22 protein-coding genes are annotated in these 20704 nt (G+C 68.7%); 11 read left to right on the plus strand and 11 right to left on the minus strand.

Annotation, left to right across the window (positions count from 1 at the left end; translation table 11 throughout):
* From HUW62_RS19380 to HUW62_RS19390, 3 genes are all read left to right on the plus strand, one after another.
* Positions 1-956, plus strand: a 956-nt coding sequence (locus HUW62_RS19380; protein ID WP_176435269.1) for a fatty acid desaturase, incomplete at its 5' end; no start/stop codon positions are given.
* Complete coding sequence (locus tag HUW62_RS19385) at positions 953-2182, plus strand: CapA family protein (protein ID WP_176435270.1); 1230 nt, start codon at positions 953-955, stop codon at positions 2180-2182. The genes HUW62_RS19380 and HUW62_RS19385, both read left to right, overlap by 4 nt.
* Positions 2183-2184: 2 nt before the next feature.
* The gene (locus tag HUW62_RS19390) at positions 2185-2802 is read left to right on the plus strand and encodes an iron-containing redox enzyme family protein (protein WP_163864384.1); all 618 of its coding nucleotides are present in this window, start codon (positions 2185-2187) and stop codon (positions 2800-2802) included.
* A gap of 75 nt (positions 2803-2877) precedes the next feature.
* On the opposite strand, the gene HUW62_RS19395 is transcribed toward HUW62_RS19390, so the two are convergent.
* The 3 genes from HUW62_RS19395 to HUW62_RS19405 form a co-directional block, all read right to left on the minus strand.
* Entirely contained in the window at positions 2878-3849 is a 972-nt protein-coding gene (locus tag HUW62_RS19395) for an NAD(P)-dependent alcohol dehydrogenase (RefSeq protein WP_163864385.1), read from the minus strand.
* Between the two features lie 64 nt (positions 3850-3913).
* Positions 3914-4423: a methylated-DNA--[protein]-cysteine S-methyltransferase gene (locus tag HUW62_RS19400; protein WP_176435271.1), complete on the minus strand. Its 510-nt coding sequence runs from the start codon at positions 4421-4423 to the stop codon at positions 3914-3916.
* Positions 4423-5913 carry a DNA-3-methyladenine glycosylase 2 family protein gene (locus HUW62_RS19405; protein ID WP_176435272.1) on the minus strand — a complete coding sequence of 497 codons (1491 nt, stop codon included), beginning with the start codon at positions 5911-5913 and terminating at the stop codon, positions 4423-4425. The genes HUW62_RS19400 and HUW62_RS19405 overlap by 1 nt, the downstream gene beginning before the upstream one ends.
* A gap of 313 nt (positions 5914-6226) precedes the next feature.
* On the opposite strand from HUW62_RS19405, the gene HUW62_RS50010 reads away from it, so the two are divergent.
* The 3 genes from HUW62_RS50010 to HUW62_RS19420 all read left to right on the plus strand — a co-directional run bounded on the left by HUW62_RS50010 (position 6227) and on the right by HUW62_RS19420 (position 8652).
* Positions 6227-7708 carry a TIGR02996 domain-containing protein gene (locus tag HUW62_RS50010; RefSeq protein ID WP_176435273.1) on the plus strand — a complete coding sequence of 494 codons (1482 nt, stop codon included), beginning with the start codon at positions 6227-6229 and terminating at the stop codon, positions 7706-7708.
* A gap of 9 nt (positions 7709-7717) precedes the next feature.
* The gene (locus HUW62_RS19415; protein WP_163864389.1) at positions 7718-7951 is read left to right on the plus strand and encodes a hypothetical protein; all 234 of its coding nucleotides are present in this window, start codon (positions 7718-7720) and stop codon (positions 7949-7951) included.
* A gap of 455 nt (positions 7952-8406) precedes the next feature.
* On the plus strand, positions 8407-8652 hold the full coding sequence (locus HUW62_RS19420; RefSeq protein ID WP_163864390.1) for a hypothetical protein: 246 nt from the start codon (positions 8407-8409) through the stop codon (positions 8650-8652).
* Positions 8653-8737: 85 nt separating this feature from the next.
* Here HUW62_RS19420 and HUW62_RS19425 read toward each other — a convergent pair whose 3' ends face one another.
* Positions 8738-8962: a hypothetical protein gene (locus HUW62_RS19425; RefSeq protein WP_176435274.1), complete on the minus strand. Its 225-nt coding sequence runs from the start codon at positions 8960-8962 to the stop codon at positions 8738-8740.
* Between the two features lie 42 nt (positions 8963-9004).
* Positions 9005-11143, minus strand: a complete 2139-nt coding sequence (locus tag HUW62_RS19430; protein WP_163864391.1) for a PAS domain-containing protein — start codon at positions 11141-11143, stop codon at positions 9005-9007.
* 319 nt (positions 11144-11462) lie between these two features.
* Between HUW62_RS19430 and HUW62_RS19435 the strand changes: the two genes are divergently transcribed.
* From HUW62_RS19435 to HUW62_RS19455, 5 genes are all read left to right on the plus strand, one after another.
* Positions 11463-12605 (plus strand): hypothetical protein, encoded by a 1143-nt coding sequence (locus tag HUW62_RS19435; protein WP_176435275.1) that lies wholly within the window; start codon positions 11463-11465, stop codon positions 12603-12605.
* A gap of 68 nt (positions 12606-12673) precedes the next feature.
* A complete protein-coding gene (locus HUW62_RS19440) occupies positions 12674-12940 on the plus strand; it encodes a hypothetical protein (RefSeq protein WP_176435276.1) in 267 nt (88 codons plus the stop codon).
* Between the two features lie 171 nt (positions 12941-13111).
* Complete coding sequence (locus HUW62_RS19445; protein WP_176435277.1) at positions 13112-13792, plus strand: dihydrofolate reductase family protein; 681 nt, start codon at positions 13112-13114, stop codon at positions 13790-13792.
* Positions 13793-13999: 207 nt separating this feature from the next.
* Positions 14000-14278 (plus strand): hypothetical protein, encoded by a 279-nt coding sequence (locus tag HUW62_RS19450; RefSeq protein WP_217911429.1) that lies wholly within the window; start codon positions 14000-14002, stop codon positions 14276-14278.
* A 37-nt stretch (positions 14279-14315) separates the two neighbouring features.
* Complete coding sequence (locus tag HUW62_RS19455; RefSeq protein WP_163864396.1) at positions 14316-14660, plus strand: hypothetical protein; 345 nt, start codon at positions 14316-14318, stop codon at positions 14658-14660.
* Between the two features lie 97 nt (positions 14661-14757).
* Here the strand turns inward: HUW62_RS19455 and HUW62_RS19460 are convergent, their stop codons facing one another.
* Genes HUW62_RS19460 through HUW62_RS19485 form a run of 6 tightly spaced genes read right to left on the minus strand, consistent with a single transcriptional unit; the run spans position 14758 to position 20571 of the window.
* On the minus strand, positions 14758-15246 hold the full coding sequence (locus HUW62_RS19460; RefSeq protein WP_163864397.1) for a YbaK/EbsC family protein: 489 nt from the start codon (positions 15244-15246) through the stop codon (positions 14758-14760).
* A 4-nt stretch (positions 15247-15250) separates the two neighbouring features.
* Complete coding sequence (locus HUW62_RS19465) at positions 15251-16150, minus strand: EamA family transporter (RefSeq protein ID WP_163864398.1); 900 nt, start codon at positions 16148-16150, stop codon at positions 15251-15253.
* Positions 16151-16156: 6 nt separating this feature from the next.
* Positions 16157-16975 carry a hypothetical protein gene (locus HUW62_RS19470; RefSeq protein WP_163864399.1) on the minus strand — a complete coding sequence of 273 codons (819 nt, stop codon included), beginning with the start codon at positions 16973-16975 and terminating at the stop codon, positions 16157-16159.
* A 14-nt stretch (positions 16976-16989) separates the two neighbouring features.
* Entirely contained in the window at positions 16990-17703 is a 714-nt protein-coding gene (locus tag HUW62_RS19475) for a class II glutamine amidotransferase (protein WP_176435278.1), read from the minus strand.
* A gap of 2 nt (positions 17704-17705) precedes the next feature.
* Positions 17706-19010: an acetyl-CoA carboxylase biotin carboxylase subunit family protein gene (locus HUW62_RS19480; protein ID WP_176435279.1), complete on the minus strand. Its 1305-nt coding sequence runs from the start codon at positions 19008-19010 to the stop codon at positions 17706-17708.
* 10 nt (positions 19011-19020) lie between these two features.
* Positions 19021-20571, minus strand: coding sequence for a hypothetical protein (locus HUW62_RS19485; protein WP_217911428.1), 1551 nt, complete (start codon positions 20569-20571; stop codon positions 19021-19023).
* Positions 20572-20704: the final 133 nt, after the last annotated feature.

A 20704-nucleotide genomic window follows, 5' to 3' on the forward strand; every position in this document is an offset into this window, starting at 1 on the left:
CTGCTTCACCCGCTGCCCCCGCCGGGCCTGGCCCCTCCCGCGACGAGCTGGTGGAGCTCTTGCGCATCCGCCCCGCGCGGGCGCTGGGCATGGCGGCCCTCCACCTGGGCGTGTGGGGGCTGGCCGGCGTGGGGCTCGCGCACGTCAGCGGCTTCTGGCTGAAGCTGCCCCTGTGGCTGCTGGCGGCCCAGGGCGTCATGGGGCTCATCCAGCTCGACCACGACGCGTGGCACGACACCCTCTTCCCGAGGCCCTGGCAGAACCGCCTCTTCGGCAACGGGCTCAGCCTGCTCGTGGGCATCGCCTACGAGCCGATGCGGCACGACCACCTCGCGCACCACCGCTGGAACCGCACCGAGAAGGACCCTGACGCCTACAACGCGGGCCGCCGCTCGCCCGGGCTGTGGGCACTCTTCTACGCCACCGTGCTGCTGGGCCTGCCGCTCAGCCTCGTCTACTTCAACGTCCTCTACCCGGTGCAGCACTTCGACGCCGCCCGCCTGCGCCGCCATGCGCTGGTGCTGATGGGCTACGGGGCCTTCTACGCGCTGCTCTTCTGGCTCCTGGCGGGCCACGGGCTCCTCGGGGGCGCGGTGGAGTGCTGGCTGCTGCCGGTGCTCTTCGCCAGCCCCCTCAACGGGCTCAAGTCCATCTCCGACCACCACGCCAACGTCTGGCGCGGCGACCGCTTCCACACCGCGACGACGGTGCGCGGCACCCGGCTCGTCACCTTCCTGTGGAACGGCCTCAACCACCACCTGGACCACCACCTCTACCCGCGGGTGCCCGGCTACAACCTCGCGCGGCTGCACGCGCGCCTGCGCCCCGAGCTGCTCGCGCGCGGGGCCCCCGTCTTCGACAGCTACCTCCACGTCATGTGGCGGGCCCTCCTGGCCGGCCCCATGGTGGTGGAGGAGGACGTGCGACTCGTCACCCTGGAGCGAAAGCGCCCATGAACGCCCTGCGCCGGCTGTACGCGGACATCCGCTACGAGGACGGCCGCTGGCCGCTGTCCCGGTGGGACCTCAACCTGCGCTACCTCACCAAGAGCCTCCTGCACCTGCCGGAGCCGCGCTCGGCCGAAACCGGGGAGCACTTCGCGCGAGTCGGCCGGCACCTCGCCTCGGGGAGCTGGCGGCACGCGGGCGCGCCGGAGCTCCGGCTGAGCGCCGTGGGCGACATGATGTGGATTCGCAGCGGCTTCCACCGCGCCCTGTCTCCCGGCGTCCGGGAGGTGATGGCGGGGGACGCGGTGGCCTTCGCGAATCTAGAGACGCCGGTGGACCCGGCGCGGCCCGTGCCCCGGCTCGTCTACGAGACGCTCCACTACAACGCCCCGCCGGACTACCTCGCGGCCTGGGAGGGCACGGCGCGCCACCGCGTCTTCTCCCTCTGCAACAACCACGCGCTCGACCAGGGCGCCGAAGGGCTTACGCGGACCCGGGGGACGGTGCTGGCCTCCTCGCTACACCGCTGCGTGGGAGGCCCCCGGCCGGAGGACGCGGTGGCCGCCCTGGAGGTGGACGGGGTGCGGATGGGCATCGCCGCCGTGACGTATGACATCAACCACCTGGTGGGGGCGCCGCCCGCCGGGGTGCCGGTGACGCGGCTGGGCAGCCCCCTCCACGCGCCGGACTGGGCGCGGCTGGGCGCGCTCATCGACGCCGCTCGCGCGGTGGGGCCGGACCTGGTGGTGCTGATGCCGCACTGGGGCTTCGAGTACGAGTACTGGCCCGAGGCCCTCCAGCGCGAGCACGCCCATCGGCTCATCGAGCGCGGGGCGGACCTCGTCCTGGGCTCCTCGCCGCATGTCCTCCAGTCGGTGGAGTGGGTGTCCATCGACGGCGCGGACGCCACCTGCCCCACGCAGGTGCGCCGGGGCGGGCCCGCGCGGATGGGGCTCATCGCGTACTCGCTGGGCAACTTCCTGAGCATCATGCCCACGCTGGCGTGCCAGACGGGGGCCGTGCTGAAGCTCGCGCTCGCCCGGGACGCGCGGGGCGTGCTCCAGCCGGTGGATTTGCGCGCGGTGCCCACCGCCTGTGGACGGGGACTCGGTGGGGAGGGGTTCCTCGACGCGGGCGTGGTGCGCCTGGACGAGCTGCCCCGCAAGCGGGCGGAGCCGCACCTCGCGCATGCCCGGCGGACGTTGGGCGCGCTGCTTTCGGAACGGAGGGACTGAGGATGTCGTCGATTGAGGAGCAGTTGGAGGCGCTCACCGTCGGGATGGCGCGGCAGGTCGCGAGCTGGCTGCCGACGGTGACGCCAGAGCGCTACGTGGCGTTCCTCGACATGATGTACCACTACACGCGGCGCAGCGGAGACCGGCTGCGGCTCGCGGCCGAGCGCGCCACGCTCCCCGAGCTGAAGGCCTTCTTCGCGGAGCTGGCGGGGGACGAGCAGTCGCACTACCTGCTGGCCCAGGCGGACCTCGCGGCCTTCGGGCGCGAGCCCTCGTCCGACACGCCTCGCGAGGTGGCCGACTTCCACGCCTTCTGGGAGGGAATCGGACCGGAGCGGCAGCTCGCCTTCCTGGGCGCGCTGCGCGTGCTGGAGGGCGTGGCGGGGCACCTGGGAGGCGAGGCCCGCCAGGGGCTGGGGCGGCTCGGGCTGGAGCGGACGAAGGCGCGCTTCATCCTCGTCCACCTCGACGTGGACCTGGAGCACGGCGCGCGGGCCCAGGCGCTCTGCGCGGCGCTGGGGGCCGGGCACCCGGAGCCGCTGCTCGAAGGGGCCCGGCGGGCCGCCGACTTCTGGGTGGCCATCCACCGCGCGGCGCTGGCCGGTGAGGCGCGGCCCTGAGCGGGCGCCTCGGCGTACGGAGAGGACGCGGCGCTCCTCGTAGACGAGGCGCCGTCATGGGAGGCAGGGACCTCCTCAGGATACGTGGATGGCGACCTTGCCGCGGGCGTGTCCCTCCTCGAGGTACGCGAGGGCCTGGGGCAGCTCCTCGAACGGGTAGGTGCGGTCGATGACGGAGCGCACGGAGCCGTCGGCCAGGCGGTCGCGCAGGTACTCCAGGTCCTCCAGGTTGCTCTTCATCGTCAGGGCGCCCATGCGCTTGCCGCTACCGAGCGAGCGCAGCGGCCCGAGCAGGAGCGCCGCCGCCATCTGCTTTCCCGCTCCGCCCGTCATCACGTAGCGGCCGCCGGGCGCGAGCGCGCGCTCGTAGGCGCTCAGCGAGTGGTAGCCGTTGGCCGCGAGGATGACGTCGTAGCGCTGGCCGTTGCGTGTGAAGTCCTCCTTCGCGTAGTCGATGACCTCGTCGGCTCCGAGCGAGCGGGCCAGGTCCTGGTTGCGGGCGCTGCACACCGCTGTCACCTTCGCGCCCAGCGCCTTGGCGAGCTGCACGGCGAAGGTCCCCACGCCTCCCGAGGCGCCATTCACCAGCACGGACTCGCCCGCCTGGAGGCGACCCTCGCGACGCAGGCCCTGTAGCGCCGTCACGCCGGCCAGCGGCGCCGCGGCGGCCTCTTCGAAGCCGAGGCTCGCGGGCTTCGAGGCGAGGACGCCCTCGGGCGCGCAGACGTACTCCGCGAAGGCGCCCCAGTTGCTGCTGCCCAGCTCGCCCATCACTTCATCTCCGGCCTTGAAGCGCGTGACGCCAGAACCTACGGCCTCGACCACGCCGGCCAGGTCGCAGCCGAGCACGTTGTACCTGGGCTTGAAGAGTCCGACCGCGAGCCTCGCGAGGAAGGGGTCGGCGCGCAGGAGGTGCCAGTCGGCCGCGTTGAGCGCGCAGGCCCGCACGCGCACGAGGACCTGGCCTGCGCCCGGTGTGGGGACGGGGCGCTCCTCGTGCTTCAGGACCTGGGGTGAGCCGTACTCGTAGAAGGTGATGGCGCGCATCAAAGGGACGGCTCCAGCGGCAGGGGGCACGAGGCCCGGGAAAGCGAGGAATTTGTTCTGCCTATCACGCGAACAGATCCACCTGGCGCGGCATCGCTCCTTCCAACCGCAGCAGGAACTGCTTGGTCGGCAAGCCGCCGCCGAAACCGGTGAGGCTGCCGTTTGCGCCGATCACGCGATGACAAGGCAGCACGATGGGAATCGGATTGCGCCCATTCGCCGCGCCCACTGCGCGCGTCGCCGTGGGTCTGTCCACGCGCAGCGCGAGTTCGGCGTAGCTGATCGTGCCGCCAAATGGAATGTTGGCGAGTTCCGACCACACCTGGCGCTGGAACTGCGTCCCCTGTGGCGCCAGAGGCAGTTCGAAGCCCCGGCGTTTGCCCGCGAAGTATTCGTCCAGTTGCTTCTGGGTGTCCCGCAGTACCGCGTGGTCGCCTTCATGCCAATCCTCGCCACGACGCATCGGGTGGCGCGGTGCATGGAACTCGATAGTCCGCAGGCCCGCGTCATTGCCGGCAATCAGCAACGCCCCGACCGGGCTTTCGATGTGGCGATAGAACAGTTTGCTTTGCATTACGCGGTCACCCCCATCGAATCCTTCCACAGATGAATCACCGCATAGGCGCGCCAGGGACGCCAGGCTTCCGCCCGCGCGGTCAGCGCCTTCGCGCTCATGCGCGAACCATCATTGGGTACCGCGCGCTGCAGCACCAGGTCGTCGGCGGGGAATGCATCGGGATGGCCCAGTGCGCGCAGCGCGATGTAGTGGGCGGTCCACGGGCCGATGCCGGGCAACGCGACCCATCGCGCCGTGAAATCGTCCAGCGTGCGCTCCGGCTTGAAGTCGACGTGGCCATCCAGAAGCGCGCGCGCCATGGTCCGTACGGTCTGCGCACGCGCGCGTGTCAGGCCGATCGCACCCAGGTCGGCGTCGGCCAGCGCATCCGGCGTGGGGAAGATGTGGTCGAGTCCAGGCGCGAGGGGTGTGGGCAGTGGCTGACCGAAGTGATGCGAAAGTCGCGTCGCCAGTGTGCGTGCGCCGGCGACGCTGATCTGTTGGCCGATGATCGCGCGCACCGCGATCTCGAATCCGTCCCAGCCGCTGGGAACGCGCAATCCCGCGCGCTGCTTCAGCAACGGACGCAGCCGCGCATCGGCGCCGAGCGCTTCGATGATGGTCCGCGGATCCGCGTCGAGATCGAACATGCGTCGCAGCCGATGGACGATCTCCAGCATCTGCGAAGGGCGCGCGCCGTGCAGTTCGAGCCGCAGGGCATGGTCGTCCGCCAGGCGATGCGATGCGGGCCATTGCGAAACACGCAGCCAGCCCGGCGCATCGCTCGAGCCGATCACTCGCGAGTAACTCGTGGCATCCACCACTTCGACACCGGGCAGCGCGCGCCCTCGCAGGAAATCGAGCATCGCGACGAAGTCGTAGGGTGGGCGATAAACCAGGCGCAGCGTCAAGGTCTCGCCGGGAACTTCGACTCGTTGCTTGCGCAGGTCGCGCGGAGCCATCCGATAGGCTTGGAGGAAGGCGGCGTTGAAGCGGCGCAGGCTGCCGAAACCGGCCGCAAGCGCGACTTCGGTGATCGGCATCGCCGTTTCCGTCAGCAACTGTTTGGCGAACAACAAGCGCCGCGTGCCATGCACCCCCGTTGGCGACACGCCGAGGCGTTCGACGAACAGCCGACGCAATTGGCGTTCGCCGATGTCGACGCGTTCGGCGAGCGCCGACAGTGGCTGTTCGTCGAGAACGCCTTGTTCGATCAGTTTCAAAGCGCGCGCCAACAGCGCATCACCACGACGCCATGCGCCGTCGCCGGGTGACAGTTCCGGGCGACATCGCAGGCAAGGCCGGTAGCCGCCGGCTTCCGCGGCGGCTGCGCTGGCGTAATACGTGAAGCGCTTGGCCGTCGGCGCCGGACAGACGGGGCGGCAATAGATTTTGGTGCTGGTGACCGCGGTAAAAAACAGCCCGTCGAAACGTGGGTCGCGGGTGAGTCGCGCCTGCTCACAGGTGTGCGCGTCAGGGATCGCAGTGGCGTTGGCAAGCGTCGACATGAGTGCAGGCTAGCACCGCGCCGGGAGGCGGACTCGCCGGATTCGGACATCGTCATGAATGTCCGTTTCGTTCAGCGGTTTTGTTCAGCCGACGCCGCTCAACCGGTCACTTCAGCGCGCGCATCAGAGGGACGGGGGCGCTGTTGAGTGGGAGGGGCAGAAGGGTGCCGCGGGATTCCTCGAGTGGCTCACCCATCCGCATCTGGGCGGCGTGACGCGGATGCTCGGCGGAGGTGGATTGGGCGCTCGCGTTGGCGGGCGTGTCGCTGCCTGTGCGGAGGCTGGAAATCGTCAGGCGGTATACGCTGGCGACGTGAACGAGGCCCTGCACAGCTACTTGGAGCGCGCGGCGGAGTCCTTCGAGCGGAAGGAGGAGGAAGAGGCCTTCGGCGCCGTGATGGATGCGTGGCGCGAGTGTCGCGCGAGCGAGCTGGTCTTGTTCGCCCAGCAGTTCGAGGCGCGACTCGACTCGACGCATGCGGGGCGGGAGGGGGAGTACGCGCAGGCTCGTCACGCGGCGCGGGACCTGGCTCGCGGGCTGGGGGCGCAGGGGCAGCCGCGCGAGGTGGAGGCGCAGCTCGATGCCCTGCTCGACTGCCTGCCCGACCCCCGGTTCATCCCCGGGTTGCTCGCCATCGCGAGCCTCCCCTCGGCGGAGGAGCCTCAGCGGGTGTCGAGGCTGTGCGCGGCGCTCCGGCACGTGGGGCCGCCCTTCGACGTCGAGCCCCTCGATGGACTGTATGAGCGGATGAGGCCGGAGTCTTGGGCCTCGGCCGCGCGGCTGTCTTTCGTCATCAGCCTGGGGCGTGACTGGGTGCCGCGGGAACTCGACGCGAAGGCGCGGGAGCTGCTCGCGGCGCTGTGGGAGGCCATGCGTGTTCGCGCGGATAAGGAGTCGCGAAACGTCAGCATCCGGGAGCAGTGGTTGCCCCGTGTCTATGCCAACCCCGAGGACGACGACGTGCGGCTGGTGATGGCGGACCAGTTGCTGGAGACGGGCGACCCCCTGGGCGAGTTCATCGCGCTCCAGTGCTCTCCCACTCCGGACGAGAAGCGCATCGACGCGTTGCTCGCGACGCACCTCCGGAGCTGGGAGATGCCGCTAGGTGACCACATCGATAGTGGGGCGACCCGCTTCGAGCGGGGCTTTCCCGTGGCGGTGCGGATGGCGAGGGAGGCGGCCTCCCTGATTCTCCCCGAGCCGGGACCGGCCTGGAGCACGGTGCGGGAGATCGACTGGGCGGCGGTAGCCTGGTCGGTGGTTCATGCGCAGTGGCTCGCGCATCCGCATCTTCGGGGCGTGACGCGGATGCGACGGGTGGAGCTGTACTGGGCCCGGTTGATGGGGCAGCCGCCTTCCGTCAGTCGGCTGGAGCTGTGGGGGTCTGTCGCGATCGAAGCGGTCGGCACGCCCGCGCTGGGGGATGTGTTCGACAGGCTGGCCCTGTGGCCGAACCTGTCGTGGCTGGAGGTGCGCGCCGGGCACGCGTCGGACGTGAGTCTGTGCGCGAGCTCCACGCTGGCGACGAAGCTGGAGCGCTTCGATGTCACCCTTCCGGGCGTCTGGACGCTCACGGTTCGCCCGGGCGACGAGGTGCCCATCGAGGCGATGCTGGTGAGCGCCCGGGCTGTCGAGTCGTTCGCGAGGCTCCTTTCCGCGGCGGAGGGTTTTGGGACTCGGGGCCTGCGGGTGCGCTGTCATCCCGCGGTCGACGCCGCGAGCATCAATGACCTGCGGTGGGCCACGTCTGGCTTCTCCCACGTCGAATGGGTGAGCGTGTCCGCCTTGCTGTAGAATGGCGACGTGGATGACATCGCGTACGCTCACCTGGAGCGCGCCGCGGACGCCTTTGCCCGGCACGACGAAGCGCAGACGCTCGCCGAACTGTTGGCAGCCTGGCGGGCGTGCCACTCACCGGCCCTGGTCAGGATTTGTGACGAGGTCGAGAGGCGCTCGGTCGCGATGCGCATCGCCGTGGATGCCGACGCCGGGCCACTGAGGCCAGTCCCGTGTGCCCGTCGAAGCCTCGGCGCATGAGAGGAAAGGAGGTGCTGTAGAGGGGGAGGGCCCCTTCACGTAAGCCAAGACCCTTGAGCCTGCCTCCACACTTCACGCAGACGAACACGTCGAAGTCGAACGTCCTGCTGAGCAACTCGGCGTAAGTCCAATCGCGGTGTCCTCTCTTTCATCCGTTCCTTCCTGGCCGCTGCCTCAAGCCCCGCGCTCGCCTCCTCCTCATCTCCTTGAGGGAGCACGGGAGGACGCCATCGCCGCGCGAATCCCTCGCGGCGACGTGTTGGTGTTGGGGGAGGTCATGCAGATGTCGCTGGATGTAGCCGTTGGTCGTCCATGTCTGAGAATGCCGCGATTCGCGACCAGCCTGCATGGGTCGGTGCGTATTCGGTTCGAGGCGCCGTCACCGTCAATTGCGTGGGGGTCGGCCGCCTTGAGTGGATGACGTTCAACGTGTGGCACATCCAGGGAGAAGACAAATGCGAGGATTCATTGCGGTGCTGGTGGCGGTGGGGGCGTTGATGACTGGCTGCGGAGGGGTGGAGGCCGACGCGACGGAGGCGGACCTCCGGACGGAAGACTCGGGTGACAAGAGCGCACAGGTCGTCCACTGCTCTACCTGCACCCTCGCGTACAACCGGTGCCACACTGCCGCCAATGGCGACCCGGCGAAGGAAGCTGTGTGTTCCGACACCTTGGTGGACTGTCTGGCCATCTGCACCTGACCGTCGCTCACGAGGCTCGAAGGGTGCGGCCGTGCTGCTCAGGCGGTCGCACCCTGGAGGTGGCTCGTGCGGGCTGATGGCCGCATCAGGCCGGCGCTTCCCGCACCATAGGGAGGGGGGGCGCCAGTTCAGCGATGAGGCTGTGCGTGTAGCCCTCCAGCGCCTTGGGCAGGGCAACGCCCGCCGGGCGCTCCACGAGAGCTTCGGCATCCTCCTCGGACATGGTCTGAAACAGGGTCAGGGGAACTCTCTGGCCAGGGAATGCCCGAGCCTCACCGTGCGGCGCTTCGCCCAGGACGGACAGGAGCATGTGTCTCGCTCCTGGCGCCAGTCCGTGGTGTAACGGCCTGCCTCAGCTTCTCGAAACGGGAACGGAGCGCGGCAGCCACACGGTGAACGTGGTTCCTTCCTCCTGGCTGGAGCGGGCCTCGATGTGCCCCCCGTGCGCGCGAGCGATCTCCTGGGCGATGAAGAGCCCCAGCCCAAGGCCGGACGTCGGATGCCCCTTGTCCGTCGCCCTCCTGAAGGGCTCGAAGAGGTGCGGGAGCAGGTCCGAGGGAATCGCCGGGCCTTCGTTGTGAATCTCCACGCACACCTGCTCTCCCTCGTCGCGCAGCACGAAGTCCACGGGAGTGTCCACGGGGCTGTAGTCCAACGCGTTCTTGCCCAGGTTGCCGAGGAGCTGCGTGAGCCGGTCGGCGTCCCACTCGCCCTGGAAGTGGCCCTCGTGGACGCTCATCCGGAGCGCCCGCTGCGGATGGCCGATCTCCAGCTCCTCCCTGACTTGTTGACAGAGGGCGCGCAGATTGGCGGGGCGGGGGCTGATGGGGATGCCTCCTCCCAGCCGCCCGCGCGTGAAGTCGAGCAGGTCGGAGATCATCCGCCCCATGCGCTCCGCGCTGAGCGCGATGCGGCGCACGGCTGTCAGGTGCTTCGGGATGATTTCCTCCGAACGCATCAGCGCGTTGACGGACAAGAGGATGGCGCCGAGCGGACTGCGCAAATCATGGGAGACGATGCCGAGGAATCGCTCGCGGAACTCGGCCGTCTGCCGCAGCTCCTCCTCGATGCGCTTGCGCTCGGTGATGTCGGTGTTGACGGCGACCGCCCCGATGATGTCGTCCCCGATGCACACCGGGGCGGCGGCGCAGCGCACCACCACGTCCTGGCCCGTCAGCAGGTGGCGTGCACGGACCTCCTGGGTGGTGGCCTTCCCCCGGAAGGCTCGCATGAAGGGCTCCTCCTCGGGCGTGAGCCGGTGGCCGTCCTCGGCGGAGTGGTTCCGCAGCCGCTCTCCCAGGCTGGCGACGTTCTGGTTCAACTCCTCCAGGGACTGGAAGCCGAGCATCTCCAACGCGGGGCCGTTGGCCAGCTTGATGCCGGTGGCATCGCCCACGTACAGGGCATCCGGGATGGCCTGGAGGATGGCCTGAAGGATGGCCGCGTCACGGGTCATCTCCTCCGCGGTGCGCGTGCGCTCGGAGAACAGCCGCTCCTGGGTGGCGCGCAGCGTCTCGGTGGCGAGGGCCTCCCTCCGCCGGCGCGAGTGCACCCGCTCCGTCACGTCCGAGGCGACGACGATGACGGCCTCCACCGGACCCTGGGCGTCGCGGACGGGCTCGTAGACGAAGTCGAAGTACACCTCCTCGAGGGCTCCGCCTCCCTGGCGCATCAGCCGGGCCGGGACCTCCCGGCCGACGTAGGGACTCCCCGTGGCGAGCGCTCCATCCAGGAGCGTCTCGAAGCCCTGGCCCACGACCTCGGAGAGCGCCTCGAAGAGAGGCTTGCCCAGCACCTGCTCGGGACTTCGGCCCCAGATGCGGCACATGTGGGGATTGGCCAACTCGATGACGTAGCGGGGGCCGCGGAAGATGGCGATGCCCGTGGGCGCCTGCATGAAGACCGTCTGGAGCCATTCCCGCTGGCGCTCGGCCTCCGTGCGTGCCTGGGTGGCCAGTGTCAGGGACTCGTTTCGCGCACGCACCGCCTCGCGCAGCTCCTGGTTGGCGGCCTGGAGCTCCTGGGCCCGACGCGGCGATTCCCCTTCCATTTCTGCGGTGCGCCCCAGGAGGGCCGCCGTGTGCTCGCGAGACAGGCGCACGAAGTCGGTCACGTCCTCCAACCGGTGGAGGACGTAGCGCACCTCGCCCTCGGGGGAGAGGACGGGGGTGTTGAGGGGACGCCAGTAGCGCTCCTCGAAGCCGCCGCCTTCGGCCTCGGGTCGCTGGAGGTCGTGCTTCTGCACGGCCATGGTGTCCGGCGCGCGCGTGGTCAGGGCCCGCTCCAGCGAGGCGCGCAGGTCGCGGACACCGGCGGCATGTGCGTCATCCAGGCGGTGGCCGAGGAGGCCCTCGCGCGTCGTCCTGGTGGCGCGCAGGTAGGCGTCGCTCACCGCCACGAGGGTGAAGTCCGCGTCCGGCAGGATGGCGAGGTATGCGCCCGGGAGCTGCTCGAAGAGCTGCTGGAAGTCGGGAGGATGGGACGGAGGCATGGCGAATGTGAGCCAGCTTGTCCTGGTGAACTCACGGCGGTGAACCGCGACCACGGGGCCGTGGGCCGCAGCGTTCCCAGGCGGACGGTCCACGGCTCATCGCCGCTCCGCTCGTGGGGGGATGACTGCTGTCAGGGCCCTGATGACCGCAGACATCAGGACTCGCTCCTGGCCTTGCGAGTCCCTGCCTCCAACCCATTGAAATCAGGGAGGCGGCTTGGCCACATCGGGCCACTTGAGCGTGGCATGTCGGGTGCAATCAGACAGGACATCGCCGCACTGACCGACCCCACCCGCCGCACTGCTTGAGGAGCCTCCCATGCGTAGCCGCCGCCTCGGTTCGTCCCCCTCCCGTTCCTCGACCTTCTCCTCCTCCACGGCGTCCAAGCCGAAGCCGCCCGCGCGAGCCAACACGCTGCCCGCCTCGTCGCCGTCTTCGCAGACGCTGAAGCCCTCGCAGACGAAGCCCGTCGGGAGCACGCCGACGGCGCCGGAGTCCAAGCCGGTGAAGCACCCGGGCATGCCCGAGGGAGGCCCGTCCTACAGCCCCTGGGAGAAGACGACGGGCCAGGCCTCGGACATCATGGTGAGCGGAGGAGACAACAAGCTGACGGCGCCCGCGGGGGCGAAGCAGAACATGCTCGTGGACAGGCCGGGCCGGCCCTTCGAGCGGGACACCTACGGCGGCGGCAAGCTGAGCGGCAACGTGGGTTCGATGCAGGCGTCCACGACGAGCTACAGCGGCAATGGCGTGCGCTACAACTCGGCGCAGGCCGAGGTGAACGGGCCGAGCGCCGCGTACGAGTTGCAGAAGACGCACGAGGGCCGGTTCGGCACGACGAGCGGCCAGCTCACCGCGGACGCCACCAGCTTCAAGGGCCAGGCACAGGCGGGGTATTCGCTGGACAGGAACTCTCACGCGTATACCGGAGCGCTGACGGCGAAGGCGGAGACGGGCGTGGGCGTGGGGGCGAGCGCGAGCCACGACTTCAACCGGCACGTGGGCGGTTACGTGAAGGGCGAGGGAAGGGCCTCCGCCAATGCGTACGCTGAGGGAGTGGCGAGCCTGGACCCGAAGACGGCGACGGCGATGCTCTCGGGGCAGGTGGGCGCGTCGGCGACGGCGGGAGCGTACGGCACGGCGGGCGGGCACCTGGGCCGTGTGCACGGCTCCGTCACGGGAGGCGTGGTGGCGGGAGCGGCGGCGCAGGCGGGCGGCAAGGTGGGGCTGGAGAATGGCTTCTTCAAGACGGCCGCGGACGTGAATGCCGCGGCGGGCGTGGGCACCCACCTGAAGTCGGACGTGGCGGTGGACCTGCGTCACCACATCAAGCCGGGAATCGCGTCGGGCCTGCGTCCCAGCCTCGCTGGTGCCACGAGCGTGGCGTCGCCGGCGAGCACCATCCAGCCGGAGAAGTCGCGCATGGAGAACTTCTTCGCCAAGGCCTTCCACACGACCTGATACGCCCCAGGGGGCGGCGGCTTCGATGGCCGCCGTCTCCACGCAAACGTCCCCTACATCAGCCCTCCGTGAAAGCGGCCGAAGTATCGGGCGAGCAGGAAGGACGCCGCCACGAAACCGCAAGCGGCCGGCAGCAGATGCGGCCACTTGCGGTGGTCGAAGTTCCCGACGCGCCCGAGCAGCGCATACGCGACGGTGAGATTGAACAGACCCTGCAGCGGGTGTCCGCGCCGCTCGACACGCGCGACCTCCTCGACTTCGACCGCATCGCGAAGAAGCTCATCGCCGCGCTCGACAGGCCCGCCGCCGAAGAGGGCACACCGACGAGCACTTGAATGACCCACCCAAGGTCCGTTTGAGTAGAAGCGCGGTTCCTGTCCGGCGAGTCCGGGTCGGCCAGAACAACGGTGGGCGTGTCGATCTGTCCCAGGCTCGTTCGTCGCCACGTTGGAAGGCGGCCGAGCACAAAGGGCGCAGGCGAGGCCTGTGCCGAAAGGAGTAACGGGATGTCGAGGCTTCGGGTCAACGCATTCTCAATCTCAATCGATGGTTACGGCGCGGGTCCCTGCCAGGACCTGGACAATCCGCTGGGAGTCGGCGGTACCGCGCTGCACACGTGGGTCTTCGGCACGCGGACGTTCCAGAAGCTCCACGGCGACTTCGCCGGGGCGCTGATCGGCGACGAAGTGGGGCGGGCTGGCCCGGATGACGACTTCGCCGCGCGCGGCTTCGAGAACGTCGGCGCCTGGATTCTCGGCCGCAACATGTTCGGGCCGATGCGTGGCCCCTGGGTCGATGACGGTTGGAAGGGCTGGTGGGGACCCAACCCGCCCTACCATGTGCCCGTCTTCGTGCTCACGCACCATGCGCGCGAGCCGCTCACGATGGAGGGAGGAACGACGTTCCACTTCGTGACCGATGGAATCCTTGCCGCGCTGAAGCGCGCGAAGGAGGCGGCCCTGGGCAAGGATGTCCGACTCGGTGGTGGCGTCGCCACCATCCGCGAGTACCTCACCGAGGGGTTGATCGACGAGCTCCACCTCGCCATCTCCCCCGTGCTCCTCGGTCGTGGCGAGCACCTCCTCGCGGGCATCGACATGGTGAGCCTCGGCTACCAGTGCACGGAGCACGTCGCCACGAGTCACGCCACGCATGGGGTCCTGGCGAAACAGCCCCCAACCAGGTGATTGGCCCTGGGGTTCTTGGACCCCAGGAGGGAGCGTGGTCACTGTTTCATTCTTCGGGTCGAGCGTGCGTGGGCTTGTCTGGCTGAATTCCATCCAGGCTGGTAAATCTGTTAAGTCGTGTAGTTTGATTAAGACGGCTTAATCCGGTTATGTTTCCGGGGTCGGTCATCTCGCCGGCACACACCCCAAGGACAATCACCCGTGAAGATGAAGACCCTGATTATCGGGCTGGCGTTTGGAAGCCTGTTGACGGCGTGCGGCGGCGCGCCGGAGGAGGTGGCTGACACCGAGAGCCCCATCGGCGAGGCGGAGCAGGGTGTTTGCGAGGGATATGACCAGGGCGCGCGGCACTGCACGTTCAAGTGCACGGCCAACGACTGGCGTCACTGGTATGGCTACAACGACGTCGCGTGGGGGCAGTGCGAGAACGTAGCGCGCCGCGACTGCGGCAGGGAGCCGTACAGCGTCTGCTGGAGCATCCCCTGAGTCAGGCCCACCACTCTTCGTCCCAGGAATCCCTCCCATGAAGAAGCTGACGAATCCCTTGATGATGGCGCTGGTGTCCATGGTGTGCCTCTCCGCGTGCGGCGGAGCTCCCGAGGAGACGGCCGAGGAAGCCGCTCTACCGGACCCCTCGTCCGCCGTGCTGTCGAGAGACCGCGTTCCGGGAGAGGTCAGCGCGTCCTGGACCGCGAACTGTGCCGGCTGGGAGAACGGCGCGCGCACATGTTCGTGGCGCTGCCGCAGCTCCAGTGAGTGGATGTGGGCCACGCAGAGCGTCGCGTACGGGCAGTGCAATGCCTACGCGAACAACTTCTGTGGCCTCAATGCCCACGCGACCTGCTGGAGCAGCAACTCGCATCCGTAGTCGCGGTTGACGGCGTCGAAGTCTCGGAGGCCCCGGGCTCTCTCGTGAGCTCAGGGCCTTTCTTCATGTCCGGTGGTGCACGCGGGCCGGGCACAAGTCAGGCGCGCAGCGCGATGGCCGCCACCTCGGGATTGGCGACCTTCAGGAACCCCTCTCGCTGGACGAAGATGGAGCGGTCCAGCCGGCCCGAGTTGAAGACAATCTCTTCGTGCGCCAGCAGGCCCGGGTCCACCACGAGCTTGAGGTCCGGGTGAAAGGACACCGGTGGGACGGCGCCCATCTCGCAGCCGGTGAGCTCCTGGGCCACCGGTGGGGGCGCGAACATCGCGTGCGTCCCCCCGCCGAGCGCCTTCACCGCTTCAAGGTCCACCCTGCAATCTCCAGGCACCACGGCCAGGAAGTAGCGCCGCTCCTTCTTGCCCTGCTTCACCATCAGCACCATCGCCTTCGCCGCCTGCGCGAGCACGTTGCCTCGAATCTGGCTGATGAGCTCCGTGCGCCCCTCGGGCTCATGCTCGACCACGCGGAAGCTCGCCCCGTGCTCCTGGAACAGCGCGATGAGCTTGTCATGCAGGTCCGTCGTCATGGGGTCAGCCTTTCGTCAGGGGGTGAGGAACCGCGGGCGCCCGCCCCAGTCCGGGCAGGCGTTTTCCCAGCACGACGAGCACCAATCCCGCGAGCACCAGCAGCGCGGCGGCCACGTGCATCCCACTCAGTCGCTCACCCAGCACGAGCATGGAGGACGCCATGCCAAACACAGGCACGAGCAGCGCGAAGGGCGCCACCACGTTGGGGGAGTACTTGCGGAACAGATGTCCCCAGATGCCGAACGCGACGATGGTGGCCAACAGCCCCGTGTACAGCACCGCCCCCAGCCCCTTGAACGTCCCCAACCGAGGCAGCGCCTCCCACTGGCCCTGCTCGAAGAGAAACGACAGCACGAGCAGTGGCAGCGGCGGCACCACGCTCATCCACACCATCAGCCGGAAGGTGTCCACCGCCGCCTTCTTGATGAGGATGTTCGCCACCGACCAGGCCATCGCCGCGCCGATGACGAGCGCGAAGCCCTCCCTGCTCACACTGCCCTGACGCGTGCTCGCCAGCAGCAGGATGCCCGACAGCGCCACGCCCATCCCCACCCGTTGCCACGCGGAGGGCGCGTCCTTCAACACATACGCGGACAGGACCGCCGTGAAGATGACCTGCGATTGAATCGCCAGGGAAGACAGTCCCGCCGGCATCCCCAGCTTCACGCCCAGGTAGAGCAGCGAGTACTTCACCACGCCCAGCACGATGCCCACCTTCAGGAGGGTGCTCCACGCAATCGTCCCCCGACGCAGGAAGAGCACCGCCGGGAAGGCCGCCGAGAGGAAGCGCAGGGCGGAGAAGAAGAGTGGCGGGAAGGTGTCCAGGCCCTCCTTGATGACCACGAAGTTGAAGCCCCACAGCGCGGCGACCAGCACGGCGAGGGCGATGTCTCGGAAGGCCATGGGCACTCAGCTCCAGACCACTGCCTCGTCCAGGGTCTCGTTGGGGAGGCCGATGAAGAAGGCCAGCGTCAGCCGGTCCGCTCCGCCCACCCGTTCAATCGCATGGTAGTACGTGGGGTTGAGCAGGTACACGTCCCCCGTCCTGGGCTTGAAGACATTGCACGCATGGCCTTGGACGACCCCTTCGTCGTATCCCAGCCCGCCCTTGATTTTGAAGGCCTCGTCTTCCGGGTTCCACTTCTTCCGGTAGTGGTACAGCTCTCCTCCCGCGTCACACTCCTGGAGGCACACCACGCAGCTGAGCTGGTGTCTGAGCTGGGAGACCTTCATTCCCAGGGAGGCCGCGTCCCGCATGATGTTGTCGTTGTGCAAGGGGTTGCGCACGCCGTCGGCATGGATGCGCACGATGCACTCGGCATAGGGGCGCCCATCCGGCTCGCGGGCGGGCTCGAAGGCGCGCAAGCCGAGCGTCTCCTTCAGCCGCCCTCTCACGCGGGTGGACAGGTCGAACCCCAGCTCCCGGAAGAGGTCGTGGGTCTGCTCCGCCTCCCGGAAGTACGGCTCCGGGTCGGGAAGGAAGCGGGCCAGATAGGGGCCAATGGTGGTGAGCGCGCCATTGACATAGCGGGTGGTGGTGGCGCGCGCGAACTGGCCCTTGATGCGCTGGCAATGACTGTCGAACGTCTCCCGGGGGAGCAAGTCCCTCAAGACGACGACGCTGACGTCTCCTCGTACGAGCTGGCCGAGCACCTCGGGCCCGAGCGTCTGCCCTTGCCCCACGTGGTGAACCACGCTGCCCCAGTCGCCAGTCGGTCCTGTCGTCATGTTTCCACCCACCTTCAAGAAAGGGGAACCTCGATGACCTGCTCGGGAGGCAATGTCTCCCACCGCTCCGCCGGGGCGAGTGACGGGATGATTTCCGAGGCGAAAACGCAGAAGCCCGGCCCCATCAGCCGCCGCATGTTGAAGTAGCGAGGGTAGGGCGTCGTCGCGGGCGTGTAGTGGAGGAGGTACGCCCGACGGGGAGACACCGCGATGGCATTGCCCGACGAGCCGCCCGGCGGAATGGCCCGCAGCTTCGCCAGCGTGGCGCCGGGGTCCAGCGTGTCCCTCCGCGCGTCCACGACGTAGTCGAAGTACTCCGCCGAGTCGAAGCGTGACTCCGTGAGCCCCAGCAGCGTGTGCACGGTGGGCAGGTAGCCGTTGTGCATGAAGTACCAGGGCCCGGCCTGGCCATGGCGCTCCAGGGGATGGGTGAACTCCAGGCCCGCGTTGCGTGGGACGGTGGCGTGCCGCACGTGCACCGCAAGGAAATCCGTTTCGGTGTCCCAGGCTCCGCAGGCCCGCGCCCGTTCGGAAGACAGGGTGCTCGGGTCCCGGTGAAGTGCCAGGCCATGGGGCGCTCCCGCCTGACGCCACACCGCGCCCCAGCCGTTGGGGTGACAGCGGAACGGACTCTCATGGTCCGCCGTGCGCCCTTCTCCCATGGCGACGGCCGCGTTGATGATGGCCCGCGTGTCGAAGCGGCCCGAGGCGAGGATGAGTCGGCACATGCTCATCCCCCCAGTCGGGCCGCGATGCAGCCCTGCAAGTGGTGGCGGACCTCGTCGAGAGTGGTCCCGCTCACCACGATGCGCCCCCTGAAGCCCGTGTGGCGCAGCGTGTCGGAGGCGAGCGTCTGGGCTCGGGGGCTCGCGCTGGCCTCGGCCGCGGGCCCACCCGCCGCGAGGCGCAGCACCTCCACCGTCACGCCCTTCTCGCGCAGGGCCTCGCCTTCGCGCAGCTCGTCCTCGGAAGCACACGTCACCTGTCCCACGCAGGCTCCGGGGCCTTCACGCGGCGGTGGGAGCGTGGGAGTGCGCTCGCCCAGGTGCGTCTCGAAGACGAGCTCCGCCCACTTGATGCCCGTGGCCCGCTCCACCAGTCCGACGAGTCCTCCTCCCGAGAGGCGGAAGCCCATCTCCACGAAGAAGGCGCCGCGAGGATTCTGGAGGACGTCCACGTGGAAGGGGCCCTCCCGGTAGCCGGTGGCATCCAGACAGGCCTGGGTGAGCGCGCGCAGGGCAGGTGCCGCCCGGTCTCCATGGGTGGCGATGTGTCCGGCCTCACGAAAGCCGCGCAGCTCCGGCGTGCCCGGAGCGGCCTCTCGGGTGATGAGCTTCTCGCACGTGGTGAGGATGAGCGCCCGGCCGTCATGGGCCAGCCCCTGGATGGAGTGCTCGCGTCCCTCGATGAACTCCTCGAGGAGCACCCGCTCGAAGCGCGCGCCGTCGTAGTTGGACAGGGTGCTCAGCGCGCGCAGCGCCCTGTCTCGTTGCTCCGCGTTCTCGACGAGGAAGACGCCCAGGCCCCCGCCTCCGTTGGAGGGCTTCGCCACCAGGGGAAAGCCCACGCGCGTGAGCGTCTCCGCGGCCGCGGGTGAGCCCAGCTCGAAGCTGACGTGGCGCGGCTGGAGTACGTCGGGGCACGCATGGGCCAGGGCCTCGCGCTGTCCCCACTTGTCCAGGGGACTGAACGCGCCATAGGGCCAGCGCTGGCGAGGGCTGTCCTCCAGGATGGGCGCGAGCGCGAATGAGCAGTCCACATACCGCTCGAAGCCCGCGAGCAGCAGCGTCACCTTCACGCCCAGCGACTCCAGGGCGTGCTGGACCTCTTCGGGCTGGGCGGGGTGCTCCACTGGCACCTCCAGGTCGAAGGGACGGCGCCCCAGTTGCTGACGCCAGCTCAGATAGGCGGGCGTCTCCACGAGGAGGGTCTGCAAGCCGCGCCTGCGAGCGGCATCGAGATAGGGGTCCAGGCCATCCCGGGTGGCCCCGAGCTGGACGAAGGCGCCCGAGGAGTTCGTCGTCTGAATGGGCATGCGCAGTGCCTCAGCGGCCCGAGAGGGTTTCCAGCACCACTGGCCCGTGGGGGGAATGGCGCGTTTCGATGACGCCCTTGTGCGGGTCTCTCTCGAGGATTGCCCCCAGCAGATTCTTCTTTCCGCTCGGGGGCACCCCGGTTCCGAGCGGACGCAGGTAGAGCGTCCTCAGTTGGACGATGTCCAGGCCGCTCACCTGTTCGAGCGTGTTCTGTAGAGCCTTGCTCTCGTCGGAGAGGGCAGGTGCATGGGTCGCCCGCAGGAGGGCGTGGATGTCAGTGATTCGCGCTGACAGCGCCGGATGCTCCGCGTGGAGATAGCGCTCCAGGTTGCGTCCGGCGTCCGTGAAGGGGGAGTAGACCATGCAGACCAGCTGCGCTTCGCTCAGGCCGTAGGTCCGCGCGGCGAAGGTGTCCATGGCCTCGCGCATGCGGGTGACGGCCGCTTCATCCGAATAGCGGGCGCGCATCTTGTCCACGAGCGACGGTGGGAATTGCTTCTGGTGCATCAATGAGAGGGCGAACCGCGCGTACTCGTCGATGCCCTCGCGGTAGGCACGTCCGAAGAGGCGCTCGCACTTGAGTCCGCGCAGGTGCGCCATCAGCGCGGGATTGGCGCAGTCGGACTCCGTGAAGCTGAACGCCAGGTCATCGAACTCGAAGCCGAGGTAACCGGTGAGCAGCTCCCAGTGGTCCCCGGACGCGTAGTCGGTGTCGTCGTAGATGGAGAAGAAGCGCAAGCTGTCGCTCACGCCCGTTTCGATGCGCCGCTCCTGGATGGCCTCCGTCGCATCGCCGCCGTGGATGTCCCGGAAGTACGCTCGGGCGAGCTCGTCCATGGTCCCCAGGAAGCCCTTGAACCCCTTGTGAGCCGTGCCCTCGGGGCCCTCCAGCCCGAACTGCTGACCGAGTCGATGGACCCAGACCAGGTATGTGCGCTGCTCGCGGCGCGAGTCCCCCGTGACGATGACGTTGACGCCCCCTCCGTGGGCCGCCGCCAGCCCGAAGGCATTCACCATGCTGAGGTTGCAGGCATTGCAGAAGGTGGGGCGCGCGTCGGCCTGGGTCCGGTGGCCGGTCATCAGGATGTCCACGCGGTTGCGGCGGACCAGGGACTCCGGCGGAGGGAGCTCCACGTCGAAGGCGCGCACGGTGCCGCCATCGACGAGCAGCAACTCGCAGTCGGGGTCCTCGAAGAGATTGAGCGCCTGGTAGCAGCGTTGGATGTTCTCCATCACCGCCTGGGGCATGCCCGCATGCCGATTGGTCACCACCCGCATCCGGAAGGTGCTGCCGTGGATGCGAAAGAGGATGAGCTGGATGGCGCGGACGAAGGCCAGCGTATAGGAGCTGTCCTTGCCTCCACCGTAGGCCACCAGGAGCGTATTGCTGGCGAGGACGTGCTTGTCTGGCAGTGCCGCGTACAGCTTCGTCACACACCGGATGGCGCCCTCCAGGTTCTCCGGGGAGAGGTAGGCGCGCAGCCTCGTGAAAGTCTCATCGCGCAGATGATGAACGGGGTGCGCGGGCTGAGCCCGCCCCGTGGCGCCAACGACTTGCATGAGGCATTCCCCCTTGTGTACGGCTTTGAAGGCCGGGGCACATGAATACCCAGGGAAATGGTCAATGCATGGGAAACGTGGCGTGCGCGAGGGTGACTGTCTGTGTGCTCGGTGACAGGCTTTGTGTGTCTGG

The sequence above is a fragment of the Myxococcus sp. AM011 genome (assembly GCF_013372595.1).
In the GTDB taxonomy this organism is placed as follows: Bacteria; Myxococcota; Myxococcia; order Myxococcales; family Myxococcaceae; genus Myxococcus; species Myxococcus eversor.